At 61.2% G+C, this 25,915-nt stretch carries 28 protein-coding genes and 1 tRNA gene; 12 read left to right on the plus strand and 17 right to left on the minus strand.

Annotation, left to right across the window (positions count from 1 at the left end):
• Positions 1–256 precede the first annotated feature (256 nt).
• Positions 257–1,063 (plus strand): SDR family NAD(P)-dependent oxidoreductase, encoded by an 807-nt coding sequence (locus IV454_RS14510; protein ID WP_206092015.1) that lies wholly within the window; start codon positions 257–259, stop codon positions 1,061–1,063.
• Positions 1,064–1,177: 114 nt separating this feature from the next.
• Here IV454_RS14510 and IV454_RS14515 read toward each other — a convergent pair whose 3' ends face one another.
• The 4 genes from IV454_RS14515 to IV454_RS14530 all read right to left on the minus strand — a co-directional run bounded on the left by IV454_RS14515 (position 1,178) and on the right by IV454_RS14530 (position 4,763).
• Positions 1,178–2,083 (minus strand): transporter substrate-binding domain-containing protein, encoded by a 906-nt coding sequence (locus tag IV454_RS14515; protein WP_229522242.1) that lies wholly within the window; start codon positions 2,081–2,083, stop codon positions 1,178–1,180.
• A 287-nt stretch (positions 2,084–2,370) separates the two neighbouring features.
• The gene (locus IV454_RS14520) at positions 2,371–3,594 is read right to left on the minus strand and encodes a hypothetical protein (RefSeq protein ID WP_206092016.1); all 1,224 of its coding nucleotides are present in this window, start codon (positions 3,592–3,594) and stop codon (positions 2,371–2,373) included.
• A gap of 62 nt (positions 3,595–3,656) precedes the next feature.
• Positions 3,657–4,052 (minus strand): hypothetical protein, encoded by a 396-nt coding sequence (locus IV454_RS14525; RefSeq protein WP_206092017.1) that lies wholly within the window; start codon positions 4,050–4,052, stop codon positions 3,657–3,659.
• A gap of 48 nt (positions 4,053–4,100) precedes the next feature.
• Complete coding sequence (locus IV454_RS14530; protein ID WP_054266555.1) at positions 4,101–4,763, minus strand: hypothetical protein; 663 nt, start codon at positions 4,761–4,763, stop codon at positions 4,101–4,103.
• A 386-nt stretch (positions 4,764–5,149) separates the two neighbouring features.
• On the opposite strand from IV454_RS14530, the gene IV454_RS14535 reads away from it, so the two are divergent.
• A complete protein-coding gene (locus IV454_RS14535; RefSeq protein ID WP_206092018.1) occupies positions 5,150–5,866 on the plus strand; it encodes a 4Fe-4S dicluster domain-containing protein in 717 nt (238 codons plus the stop codon).
• Positions 5,867–5,870: 4 nt separating this feature from the next.
• Entirely contained in the window at positions 5,871–8,498 is a 2,628-nt protein-coding gene (locus IV454_RS14540) for a molybdopterin-containing oxidoreductase family protein (RefSeq protein ID WP_206092019.1), read from the plus strand.
• Between the two features lie 148 nt (positions 8,499–8,646).
• Here the strand turns inward: IV454_RS14540 and IV454_RS14545 are convergent, their stop codons facing one another.
• Positions 8,647–9,192, minus strand: coding sequence for a hypothetical protein (locus IV454_RS14545; protein WP_206092020.1), 546 nt, complete (start codon positions 9,190–9,192; stop codon positions 8,647–8,649).
• Between the two features lie 564 nt (positions 9,193–9,756).
• Here IV454_RS14545 and IV454_RS14550 point away from each other — a divergent pair.
• Positions 9,757–10,593, plus strand: a complete 837-nt coding sequence (locus IV454_RS14550; RefSeq protein ID WP_206092021.1) for a DUF8453 domain-containing protein — start codon at positions 9,757–9,759, stop codon at positions 10,591–10,593.
• 273 nt (positions 10,594–10,866) lie between these two features.
• On the opposite strand, the gene IV454_RS14555 is transcribed toward IV454_RS14550, so the two are convergent.
• Positions 10,867–10,943 (minus strand) — tRNA-Pro (locus tag IV454_RS14555).
• 47 nt (positions 10,944–10,990) lie between these two features.
• On the minus strand, positions 10,991–11,980 hold the full coding sequence (gene ispB, locus IV454_RS14560) for an octaprenyl diphosphate synthase (RefSeq protein WP_229522243.1): 990 nt from the start codon (positions 11,978–11,980) through the stop codon (positions 10,991–10,993).
• A 251-nt stretch (positions 11,981–12,231) separates the two neighbouring features.
• Between ispB and rplU the strand changes: the two genes are divergently transcribed.
• The 7 genes from rplU to IV454_RS14595 all read left to right on the plus strand — a co-directional run bounded on the left by rplU (position 12,232) and on the right by IV454_RS14595 (position 17,738).
• Positions 12,232–12,543, plus strand: a complete 312-nt coding sequence (gene rplU, locus IV454_RS14565) for a 50S ribosomal protein L21 (RefSeq protein ID WP_054268134.1) — start codon at positions 12,232–12,234, stop codon at positions 12,541–12,543.
• A gap of 70 nt (positions 12,544–12,613) precedes the next feature.
• Positions 12,614–12,898, plus strand: coding sequence for a 50S ribosomal protein L27 (gene rpmA / locus IV454_RS14570; protein WP_054266569.1), 285 nt, complete (start codon positions 12,614–12,616; stop codon positions 12,896–12,898).
• Between the two features lie 102 nt (positions 12,899–13,000).
• On the plus strand, positions 13,001–14,110 hold the full coding sequence (obgE, locus tag IV454_RS14575; protein WP_054266570.1) for a GTPase ObgE: 1,110 nt from the start codon (positions 13,001–13,003) through the stop codon (positions 14,108–14,110).
• A 14-nt stretch (positions 14,111–14,124) separates the two neighbouring features.
• On the plus strand, positions 14,125–14,502 hold the full coding sequence (locus IV454_RS14580) for a DUF4345 family protein (protein WP_206092023.1): 378 nt from the start codon (positions 14,125–14,127) through the stop codon (positions 14,500–14,502).
• 16 nt (positions 14,503–14,518) lie between these two features.
• On the plus strand, positions 14,519–15,637 hold the full coding sequence (proB, locus tag IV454_RS14585; RefSeq protein WP_054266572.1) for a glutamate 5-kinase: 1,119 nt from the start codon (positions 14,519–14,521) through the stop codon (positions 15,635–15,637).
• A gap of 31 nt (positions 15,638–15,668) precedes the next feature.
• A complete protein-coding gene (locus IV454_RS14590; protein ID WP_206092024.1) occupies positions 15,669–16,355 on the plus strand; it encodes a tetratricopeptide repeat protein in 687 nt (228 codons plus the stop codon).
• A 306-nt stretch (positions 16,356–16,661) separates the two neighbouring features.
• Entirely contained in the window at positions 16,662–17,738 is a 1,077-nt protein-coding gene (locus IV454_RS14595) for a DUF4272 domain-containing protein (protein ID WP_206092025.1), read from the plus strand.
• Between the two features lie 3 nt (positions 17,739–17,741).
• On the opposite strand, the gene IV454_RS14600 is transcribed toward IV454_RS14595, so the two are convergent.
• The 7 genes from IV454_RS14600 to IV454_RS14630 form a co-directional block, all read right to left on the minus strand.
• Positions 17,742–18,275, minus strand: coding sequence for an O-acetyl-ADP-ribose deacetylase (locus IV454_RS14600; RefSeq protein ID WP_206092026.1), 534 nt, complete (start codon positions 18,273–18,275; stop codon positions 17,742–17,744).
• 47 nt (positions 18,276–18,322) lie between these two features.
• Positions 18,323–18,970 (minus strand): endonuclease III, encoded by a 648-nt coding sequence (gene nth, locus IV454_RS14605; protein ID WP_206092027.1) that lies wholly within the window; start codon positions 18,968–18,970, stop codon positions 18,323–18,325.
• A 3-nt stretch (positions 18,971–18,973) separates the two neighbouring features.
• A complete protein-coding gene (rsxB, locus tag IV454_RS14610; protein ID WP_229522244.1) occupies positions 18,974–19,648 on the minus strand; it encodes an electron transport complex subunit RsxB in 675 nt (224 codons plus the stop codon).
• A gap of 154 nt (positions 19,649–19,802) precedes the next feature.
• On the minus strand, positions 19,803–21,038 hold the full coding sequence (locus IV454_RS14615) for a polyhydroxyalkanoate depolymerase (protein WP_206092029.1): 1,236 nt from the start codon (positions 21,036–21,038) through the stop codon (positions 19,803–19,805).
• A gap of 261 nt (positions 21,039–21,299) precedes the next feature.
• The gene (locus IV454_RS14620) at positions 21,300–22,397 is read right to left on the minus strand and encodes an NAD(P)/FAD-dependent oxidoreductase (protein ID WP_054266578.1); all 1,098 of its coding nucleotides are present in this window, start codon (positions 22,395–22,397) and stop codon (positions 21,300–21,302) included.
• A gap of 159 nt (positions 22,398–22,556) precedes the next feature.
• Complete coding sequence (fdxA, locus tag IV454_RS14625) at positions 22,557–22,880, minus strand: ferredoxin FdxA (RefSeq protein WP_054266579.1); 324 nt, start codon at positions 22,878–22,880, stop codon at positions 22,557–22,559.
• Positions 22,881–23,159: 279 nt separating this feature from the next.
• The gene (locus IV454_RS14630; RefSeq protein ID WP_206092030.1) at positions 23,160–24,404 is read right to left on the minus strand and encodes a putative Na+/H+ antiporter; all 1,245 of its coding nucleotides are present in this window, start codon (positions 24,402–24,404) and stop codon (positions 23,160–23,162) included.
• A gap of 120 nt (positions 24,405–24,524) precedes the next feature.
• On the opposite strand from IV454_RS14630, the gene IV454_RS14635 reads away from it, so the two are divergent.
• Complete coding sequence (locus IV454_RS14635; RefSeq protein ID WP_206092031.1) at positions 24,525–24,806, plus strand: polyhydroxyalkanoic acid system family protein; 282 nt, start codon at positions 24,525–24,527, stop codon at positions 24,804–24,806.
• Positions 24,807–24,837: 31 nt separating this feature from the next.
• On the opposite strand, the gene IV454_RS14640 is transcribed toward IV454_RS14635, so the two are convergent.
• The 3 genes from IV454_RS14640 to IV454_RS14650 form a co-directional block, all read right to left on the minus strand.
• Positions 24,838–25,092, minus strand: coding sequence for an acyl-CoA-binding protein (locus tag IV454_RS14640; RefSeq protein WP_206092032.1), 255 nt, complete (start codon positions 25,090–25,092; stop codon positions 24,838–24,840).
• 115 nt (positions 25,093–25,207) lie between these two features.
• On the minus strand, positions 25,208–25,447 hold the full coding sequence (locus tag IV454_RS14645; protein WP_054266583.1) for a hypothetical protein: 240 nt from the start codon (positions 25,445–25,447) through the stop codon (positions 25,208–25,210).
• 2 nt (positions 25,448–25,449) lie between these two features.
• Complete coding sequence (locus IV454_RS14650) at positions 25,450–25,806, minus strand: FKBP-type peptidyl-prolyl cis-trans isomerase (RefSeq protein WP_054266584.1); 357 nt, start codon at positions 25,804–25,806, stop codon at positions 25,450–25,452.
• Between the last annotated feature and the right edge of the window lie 109 nt (positions 25,807–25,915).

Here is a 25,915-nt window from a genome sequence, read left to right on the forward strand (position 1 = left end):
CACAGTGTCGGCATACCGGGTGCCGCGCATTTCCGGTGCTGGCGTGCACCGGAAATGAAAACGATATATGATGATGATCATGAAATCGAAACGGCACACGTGCACGGAGTCCAGCCTCTGCGCCTCTGGGCCGTGACGCCCAAGTCAGTTCTTGCCGATGAAGTTTGTTCGGCAGTTTTTTTGAATTAAAATATGATGATCGTCATATTTATTGCCCGGCGAAGCATCCCGCGACGCTCAATAAAAAGGAAACACCATGTCAAGCACTTCCCGAAAAATCGCAGTGGTTACCGGCGCCTCGTCGGGCATCGGCGCCATCTACGCCGACCGTCTGGCACAACGCGGCTATGACCTGATCCTGGTGGCCCGCCGCGCGGATCGCCTGCAGGCGCTGGCGGCCACGATCGCGGCCGCGCATGGCGTGCAGGTCGAGCCCATGATCGCCGACCTCGGCACCGAAGCGGGGCAGGAGAGCGTTGCGCACTTGCTCGCCACCAACCCGGCAATCAGCGTGCTGGTCAATAACGCCGGCGTGGCGCGCCTGACACCGATTGACGGCAGCAAGGTTGCCGATCTTTCGTCCCAGGTCGCGCTGAACATCACGGCGCTGGCCCGGCTGACGCACGCGGTGCTGCCCGGTTTCAAGCTGCGCAATGAGGGAATGATCATCAACATCGCCTCCGTGCTGGGGCTGCACTCGCTGGCCATCAGTTCGGTCTACAGCGGGACCAAGGCCTTCGTGGTGGCGTTCACGCGCGGCCTGGAACAAGAGCTGGCCGGTACCGGCGTCAAGGTCCAGGCAGTGCTGCCGGCGGCCACCGCCACCGAGCTGTGGGACCCGTCCGGCGTGCCCTTGTCGGCGCTGGCGCCGGAGACCGTCATGCAGGCCGATGCCATGGTCGACGCCGCCCTGTTCGCGCTCGACCAGGGCGAGAGCCTGACCATGCCATCGGTGGCGGAGGCGGACTTGATCGAACGCTACGAGGCGGCCCGGGTCGCCCTGTTCGGCGCCTCGCAAACCGGCACGGTCGCACCGCGCCTGCGCGGCCCGGCCTCGCACTGATCTCCGCCTCCCGGGCCTGAAGGACGCCGGTCCATGGCGGGCAAAGGGATGACAGCGGCGCGATGGTGATCGACACTGCGTTCAACCGGGAGGCCCCGCCTGCCGGCGCTGCGCTTATTTTCCGGTCAGGGGATTGAACCAGAGTTCGGTGCGCGACAGCGGGGTTTCCGGCGTCAGGCGCGGATTGGACAGCCTGATGACGCGCCGCTGCTTCATGGCCGCGCGGGCGATGATGTCGCCTTTGTATTGCTGCAACAGCGCGTTGAGCGTGCCGTCGCGGATCATCATTTCCATGCCCGCCTCGATGCGCTGCGCCAGCAAGGTGCCTTGCGCGTCGCGCCGCAGGAAGAAATAGCGCGGCAGCGGATAGTGCAGCAGCAGCGTCGGTTCGATCGCGATCTGCCGGTATTGATCGCGGCGTTCATCGAATTCGCGCAGGGCCTCGTCGGCGGAGCGCGAGAAAAAATCGAAGCGCCCGGCCTCCAGCATGGCGAACAGGCCGGCGTAGTTGCTGCCCTCGACCACGCTGATGCCTGCGCCTTGCAAGACCGGGATGTCGGCCCAGCCCTGGCCCAGGCCGGCGCGCAGCGGGCGCAGGTCGGCCACCGTTTTCACTTGCGCAAAACGGGACCGCTCGTCCTGGCGGATCAGCAGCAGGCGGTAGCCGAGCAGGCCGCGGTCGACCGGCAGCCGGACCGGCAGGAATTGCTTTTCCAGTTCAGGCGAGCTGGCACGCACGAAAACATTGATGCGGCCGGCCGCCACCGACATTTCCTGGACGATGCGCGAGGGCGACATCGCCACCGGCGACTGGCGCTGCCCGAACGCGCCGAAGCCGGGCACGGTCTTTTCCATCGCCACGCGCAGCACCGCCCAGTCGTAGTCGTAACGGCTGTCGATGCCATCGCTGGAGAGCGGATAGGTCAGCTCAGTGGCGGCCCGGGCAGGGCAGGCGAGCGCCAGCGATGCCAACAGCATGCGGCAAACGCTCGGCAAGCGATTGGTAATCGTACGCATCATGGGTTGGGTTGGTCTGGCGAAACAATGAGTGTGCCATGCCGACGCGTGCGCGGCCAAGTGCAGCGGGCGCTACTGGTGCGATAACAACGGATCGCCATCGCCGCGGGCCTGGAATGGCGTATCAGGCGCGCTGCCCTCCCGTCAGGGCAACAGTTTGCGCGTGCCTGCCGTGCTGATGCCGTCCACGTGCCTGAATGCGGGCGCAATCCTGGCGATGTCGTTAGCCGGGATGCCTGAACGCTCGAACGACATCGTCGCATGGCGCCGATGGCGCACCAGTGCGTTTTTCAGGCCAACTGGCGTTTCAGCACTTGCCCGACGAACTCACCGCCCCGGCTTGCCGCAATCAAGGCCTGCACATCCGCCTTGACCAGGGTCTCATCGACGCCCGCAGCGCCGGCCGCCGCCATCATGGCTGCGTACGCGTCCAGTACGTCGATACTCGTGATGTCGTAGCCCCATCCATTGGCGATGCCGCGCAGTGCGGTCATGCCTGCCGCCATCGCAAACTGCGGCCGCTCGGCCGCGAAGTCCCTGGCGGCGCGTGTGAGCGTTCGCGGGTCCGACGGGCTCCGGTTCGCCAGTTCAATGGCCAGCTCGAAGAAACCGGCATCCTTGGCCGCGGCAAACCATTTACCCTCCTGGCCCGGCTGGCTCGCCACCAGGTCGCGCAAGATGGTTTCCTTTGGCTTGCCCGGGTATTTCTTGACGATCGCCTTGAATGTGGCCAGATTGGTGGTCGCGTACGTCGCGTCGATCGCGTAGCGCGCATATGCTTCATCCGCCAACCCGGATTCCAGCAAAATACCCTCGCAGAACGCCGCAATGGCCGTCAGGGGTTCATTCAGTCCCTTCGCCGCCTCGGCGTAGCGGATGGCCTCCGCGCCCTTGCCAGTGGCAGCCAGGGCCTTGGCGCCCCACACCCTGTTGTGCCACGACTTGTACTGGTACTCGGACTTCTCGATCAAGGCGAGCAGTTCATCGTGGCGGCCTGCCGCGAAAAGCGCGCCCAGGCACGCCGGCGTGCCCTTGAAGTAGCCAAACTCGCCCGTGCGCGCAGAGTGGTCCCACATTGCCGTTAACGCCGGCGACAGATGGTCAGCCCAGCTCGATGCAATGTCCGGCGACGCGCACAGCTCGCCCCAGAACTCCACGAGGTATTCAAGGTAGGGCATGTCGTCTTCCTGAACCGCCTCCCAGAGCCGGTCGAGCCATTGCTCGCGCACCGCACGGCTGACGTCCGCCTTGGCAATGATTGGTACGAGGGTCTCGATGGCGCGATTGACGGCCGAGCCGATGCGGCCTGAGCTGCTGTCAACCTGTTCGATGGCCGGCGCCAGCTTCTCCAGGAACAGCACGGCGCCTTCGGCCGCCAGCACCGGTTCCTTCCTGGCCAGCGCTTTGATTTCGGTGAGCGCTTCCTTGATGCGTTGGACCGGGGTGTCTGATTTCCATCCGAACGCGTTGCGGCGGAAACGTGGGGAGAACTGAAATTTGTATGCGGTAGCCATTGGTCGAAACTTGCCTTTGAGTGTCTTGTATCTTCGCCTTGCGAAAATATGATATAAACGATTTACCTCGTTGTATGCTCGACGGCGCCGTCGACTTTCCTTGGGGCGGTGAGCAGCTCCACGATGTCCCCGAACACGTTCTCCAGGCTCTTGTTCCCGAGTGAGTTGGTCGGATACTCTGGGCGGCCGGGTCCCTTCTGGCTATTGTAGAGCTTAATGATAGCCGCCTTGGTCCAGCGCTTTTTTAATGTGAGGGGCGAGAAGACCATATGCTCCGGAAGCAGGAAGAACGCTTCGACGGTCGCGTCGATGACGTCGCGTGGCGTCATGTCTGCGAAAGTGACGGTTGTCAGCTGCTTTTTGCACGCCGCCCACGACTTGGCGCCAATGAGTCCGCTGCCGGTGTCAATGATGATGGGGAATTGGGGCTTTCGAAACAAGAAGTTCATTGTGGCCATGGCATTTTGCGGTGGCTGTTGTGAAGAGTTGGATGGGGAAGGAGAGCGTCAGGTCACGAGCGTGTCCAGCGTAATACGTTGCGCATCGTTGGCGACAGTGCGCGCCACGTCCAAATACCATGAGCGGTCGCAGATCACAAAATCCGCAATAGCTTGTTCCACGGTTCGCGCGAATTCCTCCGGCGAAGACGTCCTTGCCAAGCACCTGAAATACGCCGGTAGCGCGGCACGCCAGTCGACCCCGACGTCCGACGAGCTGCCATCGTTGGCAAAGAACAGTACGTCATCGTTGCCTTCGTCGATGTGGCTGAGCAGACCAAAGAGGAGTTCGAAGCTGACGCCTGCTTCCGAAGGCGCTTCCCGGTCGGCAGCGCGGATGCACTGATGCAGCAGCCGGTGGCATTCGGCGATGAAAGCATCCGTGCCCTCTGACTGTTCCTGTCTGCTGCGGTTGTTGATCTCGACGGTTTCGTAGTAATTCCCAGCCATGGCGGCATCGTAAAACGCCCGCACCTCCTCTAACAGCGATACCGGTGCATTGCCCGATTTGGAGGGGCGTGCCGTGAGCCGCACAACGTCGTTCAGTAAGGTACTCAATTGCGCCTCTGGTATCAGTTCGACGGCGCGTTCGGCAATAATTAATAGACTGCTGCGGTTGAGGGCGCGTAGCTCGGCGCGCACGGCAGTGAAGTCAATCGGATGTTCGGTCATGCTGGCGTTTCCTTCAAATCGCGTGGCCAAGGCGTGCGCATAGATATCGGCGCTTTTTGGTGCGACAAATCGGCACAGATTTTACTTGATTGCGATCGCGCTCTTGCAGGTAAATTCGCGTACTGGCGTGGCGCTGACGACGGCCACTATCGCCGGCGCCGTGGTGCTCCCGCCGATTTGGGTGATTCTGCTTGGGAACGGTAAAGTGACTGTCTATCGGAATACAAAAGATGACGAGTTTTTTTAAATACCAATGAATCATCAAGCCTTGTCGTCTTTTATCAGGTCGGTTGCCGACCTGCTGCTGAAATCAGACAGCAGCGCATGCTCATGGCTGGCCGCATGCTGTTGTGGTTAAATGAGCCCCTGACCCGATTGGAATGAATATGACCGCACATACCGCAACCGCTCCCAAATGGGGCATGGCGCTTGACCTGGAACGCTGCATCGGATGCCACGCCTGCTCCGTCGCTTGCAAAGTCGAAAATTCAGTTCCACTCGGAAATTTCCGCACCAAGGTGTATTACTACGACTTCGCTGCCATCAATCCCTTCAACAAGAAGGAAACAATGAAGCGGGCTTTTTTGCCGACCTTGTGCATGCAGTGCGAGGACGCACCCTGCCTCGCCGCCTGCGAGCAGGACGCGATCACGCGCGACGCCGACGGGATCGTGCGCATCAACGAGGACAAGTGCGACAGCGATCGCGCCTGCATCAAGGCCTGCCCTTACGGCGCGATCCACCAGGATCCGGTGACCAAATTGGCCGATAAATGCGATTTCTGCTCGCACCGGCTGGAAGCGGACCTGCTGCCTGCCTGCGTTGAAGTATGTCCGGCCGATGTATTCGCCTTCGGCGACCTGAACGACCCGGCCAGCCGCATCAACGCATTCAACCAGCGGCACGGCAAGGAACTGTCGGTGCTCAAGCCCGAAGAGAAGACCGGGCCCGCCGTCAAATACCGCGGCATCGGCACGGCCGTTCCGCGGGCGATGGAAAAGAAGATCCCCAAGGGCCACAACCACGACCCGTTTTCGTATGAAGTCGATACCTGGAGCCAGTTGCGATCGACCTTTGCCCGTGCCCCCGTGAAGAAAGGCTGAGAACATGGACCGCAGATCATTCATCAGGAACGGCATCGGATCGATGGCCACGCTCGGTGTGGGCGAGCTTATTCTCCTTAACCCGTCCCCCGCGCAGGCCATGGCGTACCGGCCGGTGGCGGACGGCAAGCAGCGCAAGATCAAGAACAACTACAAGATGGCCACGCGCGTCACCAGCGTATGCCTCAATTGCTCCACGGTGTGCGGCATTGAAGGCTTTGTGCAAGATAACAAGGTGATCAAGATCCGTGGCAATCCGCTCGACCCGAACATGGGCAGCCACATGACGTGCGCCAAGGGCCAGTCCGGCCCCACCGTCAACGATTATCCGGAGCGCTTGCTGTACCCGCTCAAGCGCGCCGGCGAGCGCGGTTCGGGCCTGTGGAAGCGCATCACCTGGGAAGAAGCGTATGAAGAAATCGCGCGCCGCATTCGCGCCAGTGTCGATGCCGGCCATCCGGAAAGGGTGTGCATCCACCAGGGCCGCTCGCGCATCGAGGCGGAGATCGGCCGCTTCCTCGACGCCATTGGCACGCCGGTATTGCTCAATCACCGCGCGATCTGTTCGTCGAACAAGCGCGCCGCCAATTACGTGTCGCTCGGCGAGACGGACTGGGAATCGATCGATGCGGAGCGCTGCAAATACTTCCTGAATTTCGGCGCCAATTTTTATGAAGCGCATCAGGGTGGGCTGCATTTGGTGTCGCGCGTGGTCAAGGCACGCTACGACCATGGGGCCAAACTGGTCACCTTCGATGTGAGGCTGTCCAACACCGCCGGGCGCAGCGACGAATGGCATCAGCCGTTTCCGGGCACGGAAGGGGCCATCGCCCTGGCGATGGCGCACGTGATCGTGCGCGAGAACGAAGTCGATCATGATTTTCTGGACAAATTCGTGCAGCCGGGGCTCGGCACCATCCGCGCCTGGCTGGCGCCGTGTACGCCGACGTGGGCGGAAAAACTGTCTGGCGTGGCGGCGGCCGACATCACCCGGCTGGCGCTGGAGTTCGCGCGCAAGCGGCCGGCAGTGGCCGCGTTCACCAATCGTGGCACGGGCGCGCACTACAACGGGTTTAATGCCGAACGCGCGGTGGTCATGCTCAACGCCCTGGTGGGGTCGGTCGCCAAGGAGGGCGGCTATTGCTATGGTCTCGATGAAAAGCTGTCGCCGGCGCGCTACCCGGCGCCGGAGCCAAGGCCGCCCAAGCCGATCATCAGAACCGACCTGGAAGACCCGCCGGAGTGGCCGCTGGCCAACCGCTGGCAAAAGATGAAGGTCGGCCAGGTTGTGTTCGATTTTCTGCGCCAGGGACGCGCGAAGCTGGACGTCTACCTCAGTTATACCATCGCCGCGCCGATGACCTGGCCGGAAGGGCGCAGCACGACCGTCGAGGTGCTCAAGGATGAAAAGCTGATTCCCTTTCACGCCTGTTCGGATGTGGTGTATTCCGAAATGGCGCACTACGCCGACATGATTTTGCCCGATGCGACCTACCTCGAACGCTGGGGTCTGGACATCCGCAACAACATGGAGCTGCAGCATTTCGTGACCTTGCGCCAGCCGATGGTGAACCCGCCCGGCGCCGCGACCAGCTTTGCCGATGTGCTGTTCGAGATCGGCAAGCGGCTCGGTCCCGAGCAGGCCAGGTACTTCAAGTTCGGCACGCACGAAGAGTTTGTGCGGCACCAGTGTTCGCTGCTGCCGACCAAGGGCGCGGACGGGAAGGTGTTCAAGGATGGCTTCGACTATATGAAGCACTATGGCGTGTACGTCGACAGCGCCGCGCCCAAGCCGTACGAGGTGTATCGCAAGCCGTTGGCGGCAGCGCTGGTGCAAGGGGCGCGCGTGGACGAGAAAACCCGCGTGATCTACAAGGCCGACGACAAGGGGAAGGAAAAAGCGGTCGGACTGATGGTGGGCGAGGTGCCCGTGCGCGGCTTCACGACGCCGTCGCGCAAGTTCGAGATCCATGCGCCGGAAGTGGCGAAGGTGGCCGCGACGGTCGGTTTGGTTGACGACGGGCTGCCGACTTTTCATCAGGTTCCATCGCATGTGGGCCTGGCGGCCGATCGCCTGATCCTGAGTACGTTCAAGTGGAATGTGCACACGCAGGGCAGGACCGCTTCGCAAAAGTACCTGGCCGAGATCGTGCATGACAATCCGATGTGGATTCATGCGGCGACCGCGAAAAAGCTGGGCATCAAGACTGGCGATACGGTGGAACTGACCACGTACCGGCCGCTTAGTGGCGCGGTGGGGGACAAGGCCTACCAAGGCACCGGGCAGGTGGTGGGCTCGGCGCGGGTGAAGGCGTTTGTCACCAAGGGCATCCATCCGCGCGTCGTGGCGGTGTCCAATTCGCTGGGCTGGATCACGGGCGGGCGCTCTTGCGAGGGTGAGCGCGGGCGGCGGGTGGAAGTGGCGGCCAGGGGGCTCGCGCCCGATGCGGCGCAGGCGTTCGGGCCGGCGCCGGCGGTCGACGACCTGGAGTTCGGCTTATGGTGGGACGAGAAACATGGCGGACGCGGAAGCGGGGTGAATATCAATGCGATCCTGCCGATCAATCCGCAGCCCTTGGTGGGGATGCAGGCGTGGTTCGATACGGTTTGTTCAATCCGGAAAGTCGTCTGAAGGAACAAAAAGGCCGAATAGCGTCGACACCCGGGAACGAGCTGTAGCCGGGTTGGGAACCGGTTTCCCGACAGGCCGTTAGCTCTTACAGCGTCGGGTTTGGTCCGGAAATAACTGAGTGCGGCCCGAAGAAGATTTCGAGCACGCTTTACAAGTTCGCTAAATACCCAACCAATTTAATAATCCAATAAATGAGGTAAGACGCACCGATAAAACATAGCGCAAGGAACATCCAGTTAAATATTCTAGAGGGGCGAACGATTTCAACTACCTCAAGGGATTTTGCGAAGCCAACGTCGGATTTCACATGCAAATGTACGTGGCCGCACGTCAAAGGCGGGTAGTATAAATAGGAAATCGTGATGCTTTCTTTCGGCACTAGTCGGGGGATAATTATTTCGTTAGTTCTGGCATTAGTAGAATATTCTACTGGAGGGTGAATAAAAATATTTTGCGGCAATACGTTATGTACTACCCGGACGTTTTCGACGGTCTTACGACCCCGATTCTTTAAAAACAGCGAATGCGTGAACACTTTTGTCTTGATGTCGTCGTTAAGCTCAAATGTCGACACATGTCCGATATGCTCTGTTAGGCTGGCACGGGCGTCTAGAGCGCGTTTAATGATTCCGCTCAGCAACGCGGATACGGTTGGTGCAAGAAGCCTTGCAACGACTTCAAAGTCCATGTTCATGTAATTCCCCACCCGATGTTGACGTATCGATATGTTACCCCATCTTGCACTGAATCAAATATTATTGATGGAAATTTATTCTTCACTCAGGACCATGCAGTCTAAAAATTGGCGCTAGGCTTCCCAAGCGCGCTGTTATAAAAATGAAAAAATGACACGTACTTGCTCGACCCACCATAACCCATATCGTTATACACATCTTTTTCTGCTCAGCGTCATTTCCGCCCGGAGCGGCTATTTTTATGAAATTTTGCCTGAAATATAGGCAGAATGTAGATATTTTGTATCAACGCACTGATCTTACGTTCGCTCCATGCCGGCGATTCCCCGGGAATGTCGGCTGTAAGTCATTGATTTTATTAAGGAAGAAAGATGTGCATAACGATATGACCATAATCACACTATCGTTCATCTTGCCTTAAGGTAAGCCGCCTATTTAGCGATGGGTAAGGTGGGCCTCGATGCAAATTAATGTGGATGGACAGGAAGAATTTCTTGACGTAGATTGGGCGTGTGTTCCTGCGCATATCGCGTGCGAAAGTCACTTTCATAAAGGTACGTCTGATGGCAAGCCAAAGTTTGCGTTACTTGAACATTCCCGTATTAATAGTGTGCGGGCTGATAGCAATTGCCATTTCTCTAATTCTTGGCATCATTATCGGTGCTCTTCTTCCTGGAAGAGCGACGGCCGCCCCTGACTCTTTATCGGGTTGGGTGACGACGGTTGCCACGGTAGTGATCTGCGTCCTGACTATAGTCTTAGCTATTGAAACATGGAGACTTCGCGCAGCCCAAACTCGCCAAATTAAAGAGCTTATGCTGGAAAGCATCAGGCCCAATGTCGGCATTGAATTGAGCAGTAGCCACGTTAGTATGAATTTTATGAATGTGAAAATTACGAACTCTGGGAAGGGAATTGCTAAGAAGATCAGTTTTGAATTTCTTGATCGCCAAGATCAACCAGCGAACGCCGCAGGTGAACCAATTGTTAAGGTGTTTCACAAGTTAACCATGTTCCGATTGGGCATACAGTCGCTAGGCATTAACCAAGGATTGAAGAGCTTTCTTTTCAATTTTATAGAACTGGAAGGTGAGTTGGGCGCAGGCACCTTCACGCCATACGTGAATATTCGCATCAAGTTTGAGGACACTGAAGGAAATAAGTACGTTAATGCCTTCGCGATTGATTTTGCTCAATATGAAGGATTTAGCGAAATTGGGGGCGACTCGCTGAATATACTCGCAACTGAGGTAACGTCTATTCGACAGCAGTTGGCAAAATTCGGCACTGGATTTGACAGGATGGCAGTCAATGTCTTTAATGCGGACGATCGAACTGCAGAACAGCAAGCGCAAACGCAAAGAATCGCAGAAGCCAAGCGTGACCGCGCAGCTAGTTAGCCGTCCTTCGATTGTGTGATGTGTTACTAGTTTTTATAGGCGCACTTTGATATGAGTAATTCATCATTCTCCAGTGCATTACGTTATCGCCAATTCGCCATAGGACCGGCCGCGCCGTCACGGTCGCCTTGCGCAGGTGCGGGTGGTTGACCGTGCGGCGCGCCAAGGTGGCTCGACAACCGATGCACTGCCACCATATGGCGACGAAACGGCTGGAAATGACAAAGCCCCAGTTTCTGGGGCTTTTCTGATCGTGTTTCTCAAGAAGAACTGTGGTCGGGGTGAGAGGATTCGAACCTCCGGCCTCTGCGTCCCGAACGCAGCGCTCTACCAGGCTGAGCCACACCCCGACGGGTAGTAGAATAAGTCGAATGCGTAGGTACTAAGTTAGCGCCGCTTAGTGGTTCCTGTCAACTGCGAAGGTACATAGTTGCATCAAGCTTTGTTTGTACAGGCTGTCCGGTAAGTCGGCGATGGCATCCGCCGCGCGCCTGGCGGCAATTTCCGCCTCGCGCCGCGTAAAATCCAGGGCGCCGCTGCTGGTCACCGCCGCGAGAATGGCGTCGAAATGCTGCTCGTCGCCCTGCTCGATGCAGTTGCGCACCAGTTCGCGCTGTTCCGGCGTGCCGTTTTCCATCAGCCAGATCAGCGGCAGGGTCGGCTTGCCTTCGCGCAGGTCGTCGCCGACATTCTTGCCGATTTCGTCGGCGTCGCCCGCGTAGTCGAGCACGTCGTCGATCAACTGGAAGGCCGTGCCCAAGGAGCGGCCGTATTCGCCGGCCTTGCTGATTTCGTCATCCTTGGCGCCGGAAATGAGCGCGCCCAGTTCCGCCGCCGCCTCGAACAGCTTAGCTGTCTTGGAACGGATCACTTTCAGGTAGCTTTCCTGCGTCACATCTGGATCGTGCATGTTCAGCAGTTGCAGCACTTCCCCTTCGGCGATCACGTTGGTGGCGTCCGACAGGATCTGCATGACCCGCATATTGTTCAGGCCAACCATCATCTGGAACGAGCGCGAGTACAGGAAGTCGCCCACCAGCACCGATGCCGCATTGCCGAACAGCGCGTTGGCGGTCTGGCGCCCGCGCCGCATCGACGATTCGTCGACCACGTCGTCGTGCAGCAGGGTGGCGGTGTGGATGAATTCGACCACGGCCGCCAGTTCATGGTGGGCCGTGCCCTTGTAGCCATAGGCGTTCGCCACCAGCAGCACCAGCACGGGGCGGATGCGCTTGCCCCCGGCACTGATGATGTACTCGGCAATCTGGTTGACCAGGCTGACCTCGGAATGCAGGCGTTCGCGGATCACCGTGTTGACTGCCTCCATGTCCGGAGCGATCGATTGGGCGATGGTATTTTGTTGTGCGTGTAAGATGGCGGCGGACAAGGCGAACCTGCTATGGACATGAGGTGCGGCGATTATACGACACGCCGCCTGTTTCCGTCCCATGCTCAACGGTTAAGCGCGCCCCTGAGCACGACCCGCGGCCCGCCCGCGCAGCGCCCTGTAGTTGTCGACATACCACGAACCTGTGGCCTTGTGCATGTCTTTTGACGAAAAAAACCAATCCATGTATAATCTGCGGTTCCCCCGGCTCCGGCCAGGGAATTTTTTAACATTTGATGAGGTTTCCTATCATGTACGCGGTCATAAAAACCGGTGGCAAACAATACAAAGTTGTCGCTGGCGAAAAACTTAAAGTAGAACAGATACCGGCAGACATTGGTTCCGAACTCACCATCGATCAAGTTCTCGCAGTAGGCGCGGGCGACACCATCAAGTTTGGTGCGCCATTGGTCGAAGGTGCAACGGTACTGGTAACTGTTGTGGCACACGGTCGTCACGATAAAGTGAAGATTTTCAAGATGCGTCGTCGTAAGCACTACCAAAAGCATCAGGGCCATCGCCAGAATTTCACCGAAATTCAAATCGTTTCGATCAACGGTTAATTCCGAGTGCCAGGCCCGCAAGGGCCCGGCTAGATCAGTCCAAAGTAACCAGCTATCCAGGAGTATTTAAATGGCACACAAAAAAGGCGGCGGCACAACGCGCAACGGCCGTGACTCAGAATCAAAACGCCTTGGCGTTAAAGTCTACGGCGGCCAGACCATCAATGCCGGCGGCATCATCATCCGTCAGCGCGGCACCCCAGTGCGCGCAGGCGAAAACGTCGGCACCGGCAAGGATCACACCCTGTTCGCGCTGGTCGACGGCAAGGTGAAGTTCGTGGTCAAGGGCGCAGGCTCGAAGCAGTTCGTTACCGTTGTTGCTAACGACCCAGCTCCAGCAGCAGTCGCAGCGTAAGTTGTATCCGCGCTGTCATGGCGCACATTTGTAAGGCGCAAGCCTTCCATTGAAAGGCTCTGCCCACGGTAGAGCCTTTTTAGTTTTAGGGCGGCACAAAATATGAAGTTTATCGACGAAGCAAAAATCGAGGTCATCGCCGGCGACGGCGGCAATGGCTGCGCATCGTTCTGTCGCGAGAAGTTCCGGCCTTTCGGCGGCCCGGACGGCGGCGACGGCGGCAAGGGCGGGTCCATCTGGGCCGTTGCGGACCGCAACATCAACACCCTGGTCGACTTCCGTTACTCCAAGATGCACAAAGGCCGGGACGGCGAGCCGGGACGCGGCGCCGATTGCTACGGCAAGGGCGCGGAAGACATCTATATGCGCATGCCGGTCGGCACCTTGATCGTCGATAACAACAACGGCGAAATCATCGCCGATCTGACCGAACACGGCCAGACCGAACTGCTGGCCAAGGGCGGCGAGGGCGGCTGGGGCAATATCCACTTCAAGTCCTCCACCAACCGCGCCCCGCGTCAAAAGACCGAGGGCAAGGAAGGCGAACGGCGCGAACTGCGCCTGGAACTCAAGGTACTGGCCGACGTGGGCCTGCTGGGCATGCCGAACGCCGGCAAGTCTACTTTTATTACGGCCGTGTCCAACGCCAAGCCGAAGATCGCCGACTACCCGTTCACGACCCTGCACCCGAACCTGGGCGTGGTGCGCGTGTCGCACGAGAAGAGCTTCGTCATCGCCGACATTCCCGGCCTGATCGAAGGCGCCTCCGAAGGCGCGGGCCTGGGCCACCAGTTCCTGCGTCACCTGCAGCGTACCGGCCTGCTGCTGCACATCGTCGACATGGCGCCGTTCGAGACCAATGTCGATCCGGTCAAGGAAGCCAAGGCCCTGATCAAGGAACTCGAAAAGTACGACGAGTCGCTGGTCGACAAGCCGCGCTGGTTCGTCTTGAACAAGCTCGATGTGGTGCCGGAAGAAGACCGCAAGAAGCTGGTCAAGGATTTCGTCAAGCGCATGGCCTGGAAGGGTCCTGTGTTCGAGATTTCGGCCCTGAACCATCAAGGCTGCCCGGAGCTGGTCAACGCCATCTACCTGCACCTCGAGACCATCAAGAAGAGCGAGCACCGCGCCGAAGAAACGCAGATGACCGAAGAAGCACGCGGCATTGCGTCGATCGATCCGGACGATCCGCGCTTCAAGATTCTCGACTAAAATTGGCAGTACCCATGCTGAAACAGAAGCTGCGCGTGCAGCTTCTGAACCTGATCGCCCTCGCCAGTTCGCTGGCCGCATTAGCGGCCTTGCTGAACCCGGACCGGGTGGCGATCGCCATGGGCGTGTTTCTTGTTGGCGTGAATGGCTACAGCCAGTTCTTCGCCATGTATGTCGGCGTGAGGGCAGCTACAGCGGCCCTGGCGCTGCTGGCAGCAAGGCAGGCCGACCAGCCTGTCCTCGGCGATATCACCGCATTGTTCGTCCTGGCGCAGCCGGCCGGCCGCTTTGTCGCGGCCTTCGCCATCGGCCTGCCCCAGGGATTGTTGTTAGTCGTTTGCGGGATCGAACTGGCGGCAGGCCTTCTGCTGCTTGCCTTGCGCCCGCGCTAATAAGAGCCGCTGCCCCATGAACTCCGTCATCCAGACCGCTACCCGCATCATCATCAAAGTCGGCTCCTCGCTCGTCACCAACGACGGGCGCGGGCTCGATCACGCAGCCATCGCGCGCTGGGCCGCGCAAATCGCCGCCCTGCGCGCCCTCGGCAAGGAAGTCGTGATGGTCAGCTCCGGCGCCATCGCCGAAGGCATGCTGCGCCTGGGCTTCGAGAAGCGCCCCACCGATATCCACGAACTCCAGGCCTGCGCGGCCGTCGGCCAGATGGGCCTGGCGCAGATCTACGAAAGCAGCTTTCGCGCGCACGGCCTGGGCACGGCCCAGGTGCTGCTCACCCATGCCGACCTGGCCGACCGCGAACGCTACCTGAACGCGCGCTCCACGCTCACCACCTTGCTGCGCCTGGGCGTGGTCCCGATCATCAATGAGAACGATACCGTCGTCACCGACGAGATCAAGTTCGGCGACAACGATACCCTGGGTGCCCTGGTGGCCAACCTGATCGAGGCCGACGCGCTGGTCATCCTCACCGACCAGCATGGCCTGTACAGCGCCGACCCGCGCAAGGACCCCGCCGCGGTACTCATCGCGGAGGGCGACGCGGGCGACCCGGCGCTCGAAGCGATGGCCGGCGGCGCCGGCAGCAGCATCGGGCGCGGCGGCATGCTGACCAAGATCCTGGCCGCCAAGCGCGCCGCCGGATCGGGCGCGCACACCATCATCGCCTGGGGCCGCGACAGCGACGTGCTCACGCGCCTGGCCGCCGGCGAAGCGATCGGCACCCAGCTGCGCGCCCAGACCGGGCGCCTGACCGCGCGCAAGCAGTGGATGTCGGACCATCTGCACACCGCCGGCTATGTGGTGCTCGATGCCGGCGCGGTGCAAAAGCTGTCGAAAGAGGGCAAGTCGCTGCTGCCGATCGGCGTGATCGAAGTGCGCGGCGAATTCGGACGCGGCGCCGTCATCACCTGCCTGGCCGAAGACGGCACGCAGGTGGCGCGCGGCCTGTCCAACTACACCAGCAGCGAGGCGCGCCGCATCCTGCGCAAGCCGTCGTCCGAAATCGAAAAACTGCTCGGCTTCCTCGAAGGCCCGGAGCTGATCCACCGCGATAACCTGGTCCTGCTCTGAGCCGGGCAGTCCGTCCATCATTGGAGCTTGCATGCCTTCCTGCATTCGCCTGCTGCTGCTGTCCGGCCTGATCGCCCAAACGGGGATTGCGGCGGCATCGTCGTCCTGCGGCCAGGGCGAAAGCGCCTGGCGCTTCGGCCAGTATGCCCAGTCGGTCAAGCTGTTGTCCGATTGCCTCGGTCAGCCTGGCTTGGACAAGGGCCAACGGCGCCAAGCCTTGCAAATGCGGGCCTCGGCCTATTTCAACCTTGAGCAAAACCAGGCCGCCGTGCGCGACCAGGAAGCGTCGTTCACCGTCGAGGCGCCGCGAACGCCCGGTGAATTCGTCAACTATGCCTTGTATCTGCGGCGCGTGGCGCGTTACGAGGACAGCCTTGCCCAGTTGCGGGCCGCCGAAAAGCTCGATGCCGCCGGCGGTGGTCCCACCATGATGACCCAGTACCACCTGGGCTGGACCTTGGCGGAACTTGGGCGCCATGACGAGGCGGTCAAGGCATTCGGCGTGGCGATCCCGCTCCAGCCCGAGTTTCCCTTCGTGTACCTGAAGCGCGCGCAGGCCTTCGAGGCGCTTGGACGCAAAGAGGAGGCGCGCGCGGACATCGAGAGGGCGGCCGCATTGGTCAAGTACAGCCCCATGGCCCTGCCCGACGATCGGTCCATGGCGACGCTGCGCCAGAAGGTGCGGCAATATGGATTGGGGAAAAAATACGACTTCTGAGCCAGCCGTGGCAAGGGGTGCGCCGGATCTTGCGCGGTCCGGAACAATGCCCCTGCGGGCGGGGCGCAATTCAAGCGCAACTCAAGCGCACCCTGATGAACCCGGCCAGCTACGAACCTGTGACCGGACAACGAGCTTGCGGACCACCTTCCTCTGCAGGAACGCAGCGCCCGAGAACAGCATCGCCGCCACCGTGGACGACAGCGGCAACGTGCTCACCATCGACGACTAGCGCAGCGCGTTGTTCCGGCAAAAACAGCGCTGTCCCGGTATCATGGCATTCTTGTCACCGTTCGGCCGAGCCACATGATCAATTCACTCAAGCGCTTCTTCACCCGCCCGCAAAGCCCTGTCCCGGCCGCGCCCACCGGCGCGACCACCTTGTACAACGTCTACTGCACGCGCCATACGATCGCGCAGCCGGCCTTTGCCCACGAACTGCAAGGCCGGCGCGACCTGTCCGACGGCGAGCTGCTGACGCACCTGCACACCTTTTGCGGCTATGTGTACAGCCGCGGTACGGAAGCCATGTCGCGCGATAAGTACCACGTGATCCTGCACCTGCAGCGTGTGCAGCATCATCTGAGCATGGCCGTGGCCGACGACGAACTGCCCGCGCTGCACGCCTGGGCGCGCGAATCGAACGCGCTGCTGTTCACGCCCGATGGCCATGTGCGCGATCCCGACGGTCATGTCCTGATCAACGTGGCCGACGGCCAAGCCGACGCCGGCGCGAGCGTGCCGTATCCGGCGCAGTCGTGGACGCGCAAGAGCGCCACCGAGGCGATGCTGGCGGCGCGCGGCATCGAGGTGCCAGTGAGCCTGCCGCCGCTGGCCTGCGAAGAAGAAGTGGTCCTGCGCGACAGGGACGAGGTGATCGGCCGCGCGCGCGCCTTGCTGCTGGTCGCCCTGCGTGCCGAGTCGGTGGCTGCGGGCGATCCGATGCCGGTCGCCACCTTGCTCGATAAAATGCCGTTGGCGGACGACAGCCTGTCGCCGGCGGAGCGGGCTTTCCTGGCGCTGGAGGCGCCGTCCGAGCAGGAGTGCGCGCAGTTCCTGTGGCGTTACGAGAGCCTGTACGTGCTGCAGTGGGCGCTGGGCATGGTCGACGAGCTGCCGTATCCGGATGCGCCTTGCGACACCCCCGCCGCCGTGGCGCGCCAGATCGAAATGCGCGGACCCGAGTTGCGTGGCGCCGACGAGATTGTCGACGCGCTCGACCGGACCTACCGCCTGCACTGGCATATCCGCCAGATCCGCCTGAAAAAAACCGGCGCCGAATTCGGCGCCGATGCCGACGTGGTCATGGAACGCCATCATGCCCTGAACTGGCTGATTCGCTTCCAGCATGCCGACTGGGACGAGGTTGACACGCCGACCTGAACTCTAAGGTTCGAGCAGTGCCTGATAGTGCGCCAGGTCGTCGGCGGAAAAGCAGCAGAACACCACTTCACGAAGGCTCGGTGCCGTGAGCAGCGCGTCGCGTACGGTGGCCACCGCGGTGTCCGCGGCCAGTGCGAGCGGGTAGCCGTAAATGCCGGTGCTGATCGCCGGGAAGGCAATCGATTCCAGGCCGCGCGCGGCGGCGATGTCGATGGCACGCCGGTAGCAGCTCGCCAGCAGCGCCGCTTCGTCGTTACCGCCGCCGCGCCACACCGGGCCGACCGTGTGGATGATGCACTTGGCCGGCAGGCGATACGCTTTGGTGGCCTTGGCCTCTCCGGTTTTGCAGCCGCCGAGCAGGCGGCATTCGTGAACCAGCTCCGGTCCGGCGGCGCGGTGAATAGCGCCATCGACGCCGCCGCCGCCGAGCAGGGAGGAGTTGGCGGCGTTGACGATGGCGTCCACCTGCAAGGTAGTGATATCGGCGCGCACGGCGCGCAGCACAGCGCCACTCTGGTGATCCGGGTGTTGCGTCATGTGTTCCTCCAAAAAAGGTCGTACCAGGCCCGCGCCGGAACGCTCGGCTACTTCAGTGCCGGCGCCGGTGTCTTCGCCTTGTACTCGCACAAATCCGCGATCATGCAGTTCCAGCACAAGGGTTTGCGCGCGATGCAGGTGTAGCGGCCGTGCAGGATCAGCCAGTGATGCGCATCCTGCAAAAACTCCTTGGGCACGAACTTGAGCAGCTTCTGTTCGACCACCACCACGTCCTTGCCCGGCGCGATGCCGGTGCGGTTCGAGACCCGGAAAATATGCGTATCGACCGCGATCGTCGGATCGCCGAAAGCCGTATTGAGCACCACGTTGGCCGTCTTGCGTCCCACCCCCGGCAGCGCTTCGAGCGCCTCGCGCGAATGCGGCACTTCGCCGCCGTGCAGGTCGATCAGCATCTGGCAGGTGGCCATCACGTTCTTGGCCTTGGTGTGATACAGGCCGATGGTCTGGATATACGACTTGAGTTCGTCGATCCCCAGCGCCAGGATGGCGGCCGGTGTATTGGCTACCGGGTACAGGCGGCGCGTGGCCTTGTTCACGCCCACGTCGGTCGCCTGCGCCGACAGCAGCACCGCGATCAAGAGTTCAAACGGCGTGGTGTAATCGAGTTCCGTGGTCGGGTGCGGATTGGCCGCACGCAAGCGGCTGAAAATTTCAAAACGTTTGGCTGGATTCATCGATCATTCTTTTGCGGGTGGAGCTGCCTTCTGGCGCGCGCGTTCCATGGCGGCGGCGATGATGGCGCGCTTGCGCTCCTTCTCGGCGACTTCCTCGGGCGTGTTGGTCGGCTGCGCGGTCACTTCCTGCATCTTGGCGACCGCCTTGGCGGCCAGGCGCGCATCGTTTTCCTCGCGCTCGCGTTGCAGGCGCGCGCTGCGGAAGTCGTGCCGGTCGCGGGCGGCATCGGCCTGTTCCTGCGACCATGCGGCCCAGCCGGTGCGCTCGCCCGTGACCGGCATCATGCTGATGCAGTCGACCGGGCAGGGCGCCACGCACCGGTCGCAGCCGGTGCACAGACTCGGCAGGATCGTGTGCATCTGCTTGGCCGCGCCCATGATCGCGTCCACCGGGCAGGCCTGGATGCACAGGGTGCAGCCGATGCACAGCGCTTCATCGATGAACGCCACCGGGCGCGCACGCTCGGCGCCATTGGCCGGATTGATCGGAATGACCTTGCGCTTCAACAGCGCGGCCAGGCGCGCCACGCCTTCGATGCCGCCCGGCGGGCACTGGTTGATGTCGGCCTTGCCCTCGGCGATGGCCTCCGCGTACGGGCGGCAGGCGGCATACCCGCATTTGGTGCACTGGGTCTGCGGCAGCAGGTCTTCGATGTGGTCGGCCAGGGTCTTGGTCACGGCGGCGGCGGGCAAGCAGGGTGGGAAAGCGACATTATAGTCGCCGTCCGCCTTCCTGACCGGCCGCGCCGGCGCGCGGGGCAGCGGCACCGGCGAAAAAAATGCCGCGCGTGGGACTGAACCCGCGCGCGGCATTTTCGGAGGGAACGGAGAATCAGCCGTGCTTCTGGATGAACTCGCCGATCTTCGGGCAAATCACTTCGCGCCAGCGACGGCCCGAGAAAATGCCGTAGTGGCCGCATTTCGGCGCCACGAAATCCTGCTGCATGTCGGCTGGGATGCCGGTGCACAAGTCATGCGCCGCCTGGGTCTGGCCGGCGCCGGAGATGTCGTCCAGCTCGCCTTCGACCGTGAACAGCGCCACCGTGGTGATGTCTTGCGGACGCACCAGGATGCCGCCGACAGTCCACGTGCCTTTCGGCAGGCGGTGTTCCTGGAACACGGTCTTGATGGTGTCCAGATAGTATTCGGCCGGCATGTCGAGCACGGCGTTGTACTCATTGTAGAACTGGCGATGGCCTTCGGCCGGTTCGTCGTCGCCCGCCACCAGGTGGTTGTAGAACTCGCGGTGGCTCTGCGCGTGGCGGCCCGGGTTCATGGCGATGAAGCCGGCGTGCTGCAGGAAGCCCGGATACACCTTGCGTCCGAAGCCAGGATAGTTGGCCGGCACCGCGTAGATCACGGTGTTTTCGAACCACGAGAACGGCTTTTTGATGGCCAGGTCGTTGACCGCGGTGGGCGACTTGCTCGGGTCGATCGGGCCACCCATCATGGTCATGGTTTTCGGCAGCTTCGGATCCTTGGCGGTGGCCATCAGCGAGATCGCGGCCAGCACCGGCACGGTTGGCTGGCACACCGAAATGACATGCAGATCGGGTGCGAGCAGGCGGATAAAGTCCTGCACGTAGTAGATATAGTCGTCCAGGTGGAACGCCCCTTCGGTCAGCGGCACCATGCGCGCATCGGTCCAGTCGGTGACGTACACGTCGTGGCCGGTGAGCAGACCGCGCACGGTATCGCGCAGCAGGGTCGAATGGTGGCCCGACAGCGGCGCGACCAGCAGCACTTTCGGCTGGCCCAGTTTTTCGATGCCCTGGTCGTTCAAGTCTTTCTTGAAATGCAGCAGGCGGCAGAATGGGCGAGTCTCCACCACCTGCTCGACGATACCGACAGTTTCACCGTCGATGACGGTCGATGTGATGTCGAAAGCCGGTTTTTCGTAATCCTTGCCGAGTCGGTACATCAGCTCGTAGCCAGCGGCGATGCGCTGCGCGAACGGCGTGTGCGCGAACGGGGACACCGGATTGGAAAAGAGTTTGGATGAGGCGTCGGCCCACTGCATCAGTGGCGTCAGGAATGAGCGTTGCATCTCGTGCAATTGGTAAAGCATACATATTCCTTCGTTGTAATCGTTGCCTTGCAATCGTTTGCGTAAGGTGTGCGGATTAATTATAGGCCATTTGAAAGACGTGGCTGCAATTTAGGGTTCTTGTTGGAAATCCACCGCGGCTGTCAGTTTCAGGCAAGCCAAGCGTGTTTGATACACCGTTTTAACACACAACGCTGCGCCGCGTTTATGAGCTACCTAACGCAGCATGAAAAATGCCCCGGCTGAGCGGGGCATGTGTTGTGGCTGTAAGACTGATCGAGCTTAGTCGAAGGTCGGGGTTTCGACGCCGAGGATCTTGTGCAGTTTCGGCGAGGTCGTCGTGTACTGCATGTGGATCTTCTTGTCCGGGAAAATGTAGGGCGCCGCGCCGAAGGCAGCCAGGGCCGCTTCGTGGAAGCCCGACAGGATCAGTTTCTTCTTGCCCGGATAGGTGTTGATGTCGCCCACGGCGAAAATGCCCGGCACATTGGTTTCGAACTTTTCGGTGTTCTGCACCTTGAGCTGGCGCCGTTCGATGTCCAGGCCCCATTCGGCGATCGGGCCGAGCTTCGGCGACAGGCCGAAGAATACCAGCAGCATGTCGAGCGGCAGGCGGCGGGTCACGCCGTCGGCACCGGTCACTTTCACTTCGCTCAGCTTGCCGTCTTTTTGATCGAAGCCGGTGACCTGGCCGATGATCAGCTGCATCTCGTACGCTTCGCACAGCGCCTTCATCTTGGCCACCGATGCCGGCGCGGCGCGGAAGTCTTCGCGGCGGTGCAGCAGCACCACCGATTCGGCCTTGCCGACAAAGTTCAGCGCCCAGTCCAGCGCCGAGTCGCCGCCGCCGCAAATGACCAGGTTCTTGCCTTCGAACTGGCTTGGATCCTTGACACGGTAGTGCACCTGGGTGCCGTCGAAGGCTTCGATGCCGTCGACCTTGATGGTGCGCGCCTGGAACGAACCGACGCCGGCGGCGATGAAGATGGTCTTGGTGATGAACTGGGTGCCGGTCGAGGTTTCGACGTTGAAGCGGCCGTCTTCACGGCGCTGCACCACGGTCACTTCCTGGTTCAGGTGGAAGGTCGGCTCGAACGGCTCGATCTGCTTGAGCAGGTTGTCGGTCAATTCCTGGCCGGTGCACACCGGCACGGCCGGGATGTCGTAGATCGGCTTGTCGGGATACAGTTCCACGCACTGACCGCCCACGGCCGGCAGCGAATCGATCACATGGGCCTTAATTTCCAGCAAGCCGAGCTCGAACACCTGGAACAAACCGACCGGGCCTGCACCGATGATCACGGCATCGGACTCGATGGCGCCGGCAAAGGAACTATTGGCAGCGAGGCTGCCTGCTTCATGGTTGGCGATGATAGTCATGCGCTTACTTCCTGTTGATTTTGGGGTGGGGTGCAGCGTGCGGCAATGCATTAAGCATTGCCGCGAATGGCCGACAGTGTGCCACGATGGAGACGATCTTGCTGGCGCGAACCTGGAATGCCGGGCCGCGAGGGCGGTCCGGCAGGGCTGCTGGCTGGCTTAACGGATCAGCTGATCGAGCTTGTCCTTGACGTCTTTCCACTGCTCCGCTTCGGGCAGCGCCGGCTTGGTCTTGGTGATGGATGGCCAGGCGCGCGCCAGTTCAACGTTGATCTTGATGAACTGCTGCTGATCGGCCGGCACATCTTCTTCCGCATAGATGGCGTTGACGGGACATTCGGCCACGCAGACGGCGCAATCGATGCATTCGTCCGGATCGATCGTCAGAAAATTCGGGCCTTCCCGGAAACAATCTACCGGGCATACATCGACGCAATCGGTGTAACGACAGCTGATGCACGATTCGGTGACAACGTGGGTCATAACAGTCCTATCAGTGAAAAGGGGTGCTGCGGGCCGCTGGCGAGGGTAAACGCCGACCATGGCAAAGCACTGTATTTTAAGGCAATTCGCTTATTCCCACAATTTTTGGCTTATACGCAATCCACATAAGCAAATGCGCAGTTGCAGCCGCGCACATGGCGTTTTTTGCCCAAAAACCAAGACTTGTTTTCCTGCCAATCAAAGCGAACTGAACAGAAATGGTCGCCCTGATGCCGGTGCCCGGGTTTGATGCGCATCAAACCGGGCCGAAAATCGCCGCTACAGCAGGAACATGATCATCGCCATGATGGTCGGCGGCAGCGCGCCCAGCAGCAAGGCACCGACCCCGATCGATCCATCCTCGAAGCCCTCGCGCACCAGCGCCGCGCCGGCCGGATTGGGGGCGTTGGCGATGATGGTCAGGCCGCCGCCGGCCACCGCGCCGGCCAGCAGCATGTACTTGGCCTGGTCGGACAGGCCGACGATCAGCGAACCGAGGTAGGTGAGGGCGGCGTTGTCGGTGATCGCGGTGAGCGCGGTGGCGCCGAAGAACAGCGCGCGCGGTCCCATGCTGGAAACGAGCGGTTGCAGCCACCATTGCTGCATGCCGCCCAACACCACCAGTCCGGCCAGGAAAAAGCCGACCATCAAGCCTTCCTTGAGGATCAGGGGATTCTGGTATTTTTCGTAGGCGTGGGTGAAGCCGATGAAAAACAGGAACAGGCCGATGAAGATCACCGGATGGTGGGCAAATCCGACCACCGCCGCCAGGAAGGCCAGGTGGATCGCGCTCACCAGCAGCGGCACCCTGACGGCGCCGGGCGCCGGCGCGGGCGAATCAACGAGATGCCCGCGCAGCATGGCGCTGACCACCGTGGCGTTGATCAGCACCGCCACGGCGGCGCGCCAGCCGAAGGTGGAGGCCATGAAGGCGCTGTCCCAGTGCCAGGTCGAGGCCACCATCAGCACCGGCGGGGCAGCGAAGGCGGTCAGGGTGCCGCCGATCGACACGTTGACGAACAGCACGCCCAGGGCGGCGTACTTGAGCCACTCCGGCATGTCCTTGCGAAAAATCTGCGGCGCCAGCATCAGCGCGGCCAGGGTCATGGCGGCCGGCTCCGTGATGAGCGAGCCGAGCAGCGGCACCAGCGACAGGCACAGCCACACATTGACCAGCGGCGTGCGCAGCGGCACCAGGCGCGCCAGGGTGGCGATGGCGGCGCGGATCGCTTCGAGCACCGGGCGCGACGCGGCCACCACCATGATGACGAACACGAACAGCGGCTCGGTGTAGGTGCGCGATTCGGCGTAGCCGATGGCGGCGCTGCCGCCCATGACGAAGGCCATGGCCACGATCAGCACCAGCGCCCACAGGCCGAACACGACCTCGACTTCGCCGAAGAAGTGGAACAGGCCGGCATGGCGCGGATAGCGGTCGGCCAGGCGCTCGAAACTCTTGGTGGCGAAGGTATGGACCAGGGCGAGTCCGAACAGGATCGCGGCGATGAGGTGCATGTCGCTCATGGGATTCCGATAAAAAGTAGCCGAAAAGCATTATAGAGCGAGTGGGGAGCGCCGGCGGCAAACTAGGCGGGCCGGGCTCGACAAGGTATCATGTGCGCGAAAAACACAACAAGGAAAGTCATGGCTGACATCAGCATCGTTCAGGAACACCGCCTGACCCCGAACAAGGCGCGCGAGGCGGCCCAGAAAGTGGCGGACAAAATTTCCGCCGAATATGGGCTGGAATGTGCGTGGCAGGGCGACGTGCTGCATTTCGAGCGCAGCGGCGTGCACGGATCCCTGGCCGTGGAAGCGCGCCAGGTCGAGATGAATATCAGGCTGGGATTTTTGATGAGTGCGTTCGCGCCGGCGATCGAAGCGAAGGTCACGGAAAAGATGAAGGCGGTATTCGGCGCAGCCTGAAGCGGCCGCGCCGGGGTGCCGCAGGGTTCGATCAGCCCTTCAATTCCTCGATCAGGTCGACGTACTGCTGCATGGCCTCGTCCTTGGAGGTGCCCTTGAAACCATCCCACGCATCGTACTTGGCGCGGCCGACGAAGTCGGTCATGCCGGGACGGTTGCCGTCGGTGTCCCCGGCGGACGCCTGTTTATACAGGGCGTAAATCTTCAACAAGGTCTGGTTATCCGGACGCTCGGACAGATTTTTGGAATCGGCCAAGGCCTGGTCAAACTGTTCCTGCAAACTCATCGTATCTCCTCGGGTGGCTGAAATTCAGTGACGAGAATCTTAGCGCAGCTTGCACGGCAAACCCCGGAAAAGCGCAAGAGATTAGAGGAGATGCTCGGATGCCGCCGTCGCGCGTCTAGTCTTTTCGTTCCGCCTCGGCCTTGGCCTTGGCCGCCTTTTCCTCGTCGCTATCGCGGAACGGGTAGGTGGCCACCTTGACCGCGCCCTTGGTCACCGCGACCCCGGTGCTGACCGCCGCCGAGCCGACCGCCACGCCGGCGCTGACCACCGCGCCGGTCACGGCCACGACCGCGCAGCCGCTCGACGCGGCCAGCACCAGCAAGGCCAGCGCGTAGCGCAGGGCGCCTATCGGCATGCTTAAACCTTGAGCAGTTCGACGTCGAAAATCAGGGTGGCGTTCGGCGGAATCACGCCGCCCGCGCCGCGCGCGCCGTAACCGAGGCTGGCTGGGATCGTCAGGCGCCGCGCGCCGCCGACCTTCATGCCCTGCACGCCTTCATCCCAGCCCTTGATAACCTGGCCGGCGCCCAGCGAAAACTGGAACGGGTCGTTGCGGTCCTTGCTGGAGTCGAACTTGGCGCCGGCGCTGCCGTCGTCGTTGCGCAGCCAGCCGGTGTAATGCACGGTGACGTGCTGGCCGGCTTTCGCTTCGGCGCCTTCGCCGACGGTGGTGTCTTCGTACTGGAGGCCGGATTCGGTAGTGATAGTGGACATGGTTTTCCTTGATAAATCGGTGGGATTGGCGATTGTAGTGCATGACGTGTCAAAGCGCTATTGACGCCATCCCCGCGCGCGCGCAAAGCGCGCTACACTGCGTGGACTT

The organism is Massilia antarctica, from assembly GCF_015689335.1.
Lineage (GTDB): Bacteria > Pseudomonadota > Gammaproteobacteria > Burkholderiales > Burkholderiaceae_D > Telluria_A > Telluria_A antarctica.